This is a genomic window from Streptomyces sp. NPDC056160 (assembly GCF_042268205.1).
In the GTDB taxonomy this organism is placed as follows: Bacteria; Actinomycetota; Actinomycetes; order Streptomycetales; family Streptomycetaceae; genus Streptomyces.
Map to the genome: position 1 here is coordinate 1 of NZ_JBHJUW010000300.1, position 2794 is coordinate 2794.

Annotated in this window: 3 protein-coding genes; 1 reads left to right on the forward strand and 2 read right to left on the reverse strand. The window is 70.4% G+C overall.

What is annotated here, in order from left to right; all coding sequences use genetic code 11:
• Window positions 1-340: 340 nt before the first annotated feature.
• Window positions 341-1141, reverse strand: a complete 801-nt coding sequence (locus ACFC02_RS42155; RefSeq protein WP_376368260.1) for a phosphotransferase — start codon at window positions 1139-1141, stop codon at window positions 341-343.
• Window positions 1142-1198: 57 nt separating this feature from the next.
• A complete protein-coding gene (locus tag ACFC02_RS42160) occupies window positions 1199-1873 on the reverse strand; it encodes a formylglycine-generating enzyme family protein (RefSeq protein ID WP_376368262.1) in 675 nt (224 codons plus the stop codon).
• A gap of 252 nt (window positions 1874-2125) precedes the next feature.
• Between ACFC02_RS42160 and ACFC02_RS42165 the strand changes: the two genes are divergently transcribed.
• A complete protein-coding gene (locus tag ACFC02_RS42165) occupies window positions 2126-2749 on the forward strand; it encodes a PadR family transcriptional regulator (protein WP_376368264.1) in 624 nt (207 codons plus the stop codon).
• The last annotated feature ends 45 nt before the right edge of the window (window positions 2750-2794 follow it).

Sequence of the window (2794 nt, forward strand, 5' to 3'; positions counted from 1 at the left end):
GAGTAGCACTTAATGCACGACCCGCTCCACGAACTGGCCACCAGCCAGCGGCCGATGATCACAACCGCCACCAGCGCAGCAAGGTATGGCGTTGGGGCGGCCCAGGGCCGGGGCCCCGCCGGCCCCCACCCCCCCCCCGGGGGGGGGGGCGGCCCCGCCCCCCCCCCCCCGACCCGCAACGAATCCCCGGAAACGCCATCCTGCACGATCTGTTCGGGCCCCCTGCCTGAAGGACGCAGCACGTCCCAGCGCCGGACGTGCTCCCAGCGTTGCCGTCAGAAGGCATACCGCCGACGCAAGGCGATGCTTTTGTGAGTCTGTCCTCGAACGTCCAGGCCGGTCAGTTGAGCAGGGCAGCTGTGAACGTCTGACGGTGGTCCACCAGCCAGGTCTGCATGCGGTCCCAGCGTTCCCATCCACCACGCTCGGCCAACGCCTGGAGATAGATGGGGTCTCCGCCCCCCACGCGGCGGGCGACGAAGGCCCGGCAGACCCCCGTGGCCTGCTCGATGACGCCGGGCAACTCGGCGCGGTCCCCCGCCGAGAGGCCGTAGCTGTCGGCAAGAATCCGCAGCCGCGCGGCCGCATCCAGGCCGGGGGGATACACAGCGGCCGCGGACTCGGGATCAAGCATGGGCACCCAATAGCGGGCGGTCATGGCGATGTCCCAGAGTGAACGGCCCGGGGCCGCCAAGTCGAAATCGATCAGGGCCGCGGCACGACCGTCGCGGAAGACGACGTTCTCCGGACACACATCGTTGTGACACAACATCGTTCCACCCTCCGGGTCGGCAAGGTCCCGGGGCCACTCGGCGCGGGCGTCGACCGCGACGGCCGCGCTGCTCTCATGCAGACGCCGCAGCAGGATCCCCACCGATTCGAGGGCGGAACTCGTCATCGCCCAGTCCGGGAACGGCGGCAGAGCCACGTCTCCGGACATGAAAGTCAGCTGCTCACGGCCACCCGGGGTGAGACCGACAGGGGCCGGCGCCGCGTCGAAGCGGTGCTGCTTCAGCGCAAGGAGATAGGCATGCAGGGCGCGCGCGTTGCGCGGTGCCGGTCGCTCCACCAACTCCCCCCGGCGGAAGACCGCCCCCACGTTCACCATCCCGCCGACCAGCGCCTCGTCTTCAGCCGTCATGAGGATCACGCTATCGCCGGACCGACCCCGCGCGGGCCGGGCCGCACACGATGTGGATCAGCGCACGACGGAACGCGCGACGCGGAATCCCACGTCGTCGACCTGGAAAGTCGGGTGGCTGCGGCGCCGCGCGGAGGCCCGGCAACTCCAGTGCTCATCGAACCACCCACCGCCACGGAGCACCCGGTAGGCGCCATAGACCTCGGCGTCGTAGACGTCCCAGCACCAGTCCCAGACGTTGCCGAGCATGTCGTGAAGCCCCCACGGGTTGGCGCGTTTGCCGCCCACTTCGTGGATGCGCTCGTGCGAGTTGCCGCGGTACCAGCCGATCTCGTCGAGATCCCCGTGGCGCGGCCCGGTCGTCCCGGCCCGGCAGGCGTGCTCCCACTCGGCTTCGGTCGGCAGTCGATACCCGTCGGCGGACGCGTCCCACTCGATGTCTTCGGCCTCGGCACGGAAGTGGTACGCGGGCGTGAGGCCGGCGCACTGGGACAGGGCGTTGCAGAACCGCGCCGCGTCCCACCAGGAGACGCACTCGACGGGCAGCTGGTCCCCAGGGGTGGCACTCGGCCGCTGGCCTGTGATCTGTGCGTACCACGCCTGGGTGACCGGGAATGCCGCGAGCTGGTAGGGCGCCAGCTCGACCGACCACCTGCGCTGTGTCCGCCGGTCCGACAGCGTCACCTGCCCCGGCGGGCTGGTGATCATCGCGTTACCCATCATCACGTCCATGATCAGGAGACCCTGACGAGGCCTGCCATCGCGAGACGACAGAGCCACCAACGGTTGTCCTCAGCTGACACGGATCCGCAGGTGGTCATCCTTCACTGACACAGACAGCCATCGGCCGTCCTTCAGTGGCAATCGATCAGCGTTCACTGGCACAGGTCAACAGCGGGTCGGCCGAAGGGTGTTGTCGGGCGAGCAGTTCCGATATATCGTTGAAGCATCGCGACAGATCAACGATGGAATGGAGTGCTTGCGATGCGTACCCACGGACACGAGCGTGGACACCGGCACGAGGGCCCCTGGCGCGGACGCGGGGACTTCGACGGGCGGCGGGCCGCCTTCGGTCCCTTCGGGCCGGGCGGTCCGGGTGGACCCGGCTTCGGGCCGGGCTTCGGCCCCGGCCCCTGGGGCGGGCGAGGGCGCGGCGGGCCGCGCGGAAGGGCGCGGCGCGGCGACGTGCGGGCCTCGATCCTGGCCCTGCTCAAGGAGCGGCCGATGCACGGCTACGAGATGATCCAGGAGATCGCCGAGCGCAGCGGCGGGGCGTGGAAGCCCAGCCCCGGCTCGGTCTACCCCACCCTCCAGCTGCTGGAGGACGAGGGGCTGATCGCCAGCGAGTCGGAAGGCGGCAAGAAGCTCTTCGCGCTCACCGACGAGGGCCGCGCCGCCGCCGACGAGGGGGCGGACGCGCCCTGGGAGGAGGCCTCGCGCGGCATCGACTGGGAGGCTCTCGGTGAGATCCGCCAGGCCGGCTTCGGGCTGATGGAGGCCTTCGGGCAGGTCTGGAAGACCGGCAGCAAGGAGCAGCGCGAGAAGGCGCTCACCGTCATCAACGACGCGCGCAAGAAGCTGTACCTGATCCTCGCCGACGAGGACTGACGCCGTCCGCGCCGGGACGGACCCGACGGCCGGCGCCCCGCGGAG

Bases quoted from the DNA above. Each gene is read 5' to 3' on its own strand.
- ACFC02_RS42155 (WP_376368260.1), bottom strand. From the start codon at position 1,141: ATGACGGCTGAAGACGAGGCGCTGGTCGGCGGGATGGTGAACGTGGGG.
- ACFC02_RS42160 (WP_376368262.1), bottom strand. From the start codon at position 1,873: ATGGACGTGATGATGGGTAACGCGATGATCACCAGCCCGCCGGGGCAG.
- ACFC02_RS42165 (WP_376368264.1), top strand. From the start codon at position 2,126: ATGCGTACCCACGGACACGAGCGTGGACACCGGCACGAGGGCCCCTGG.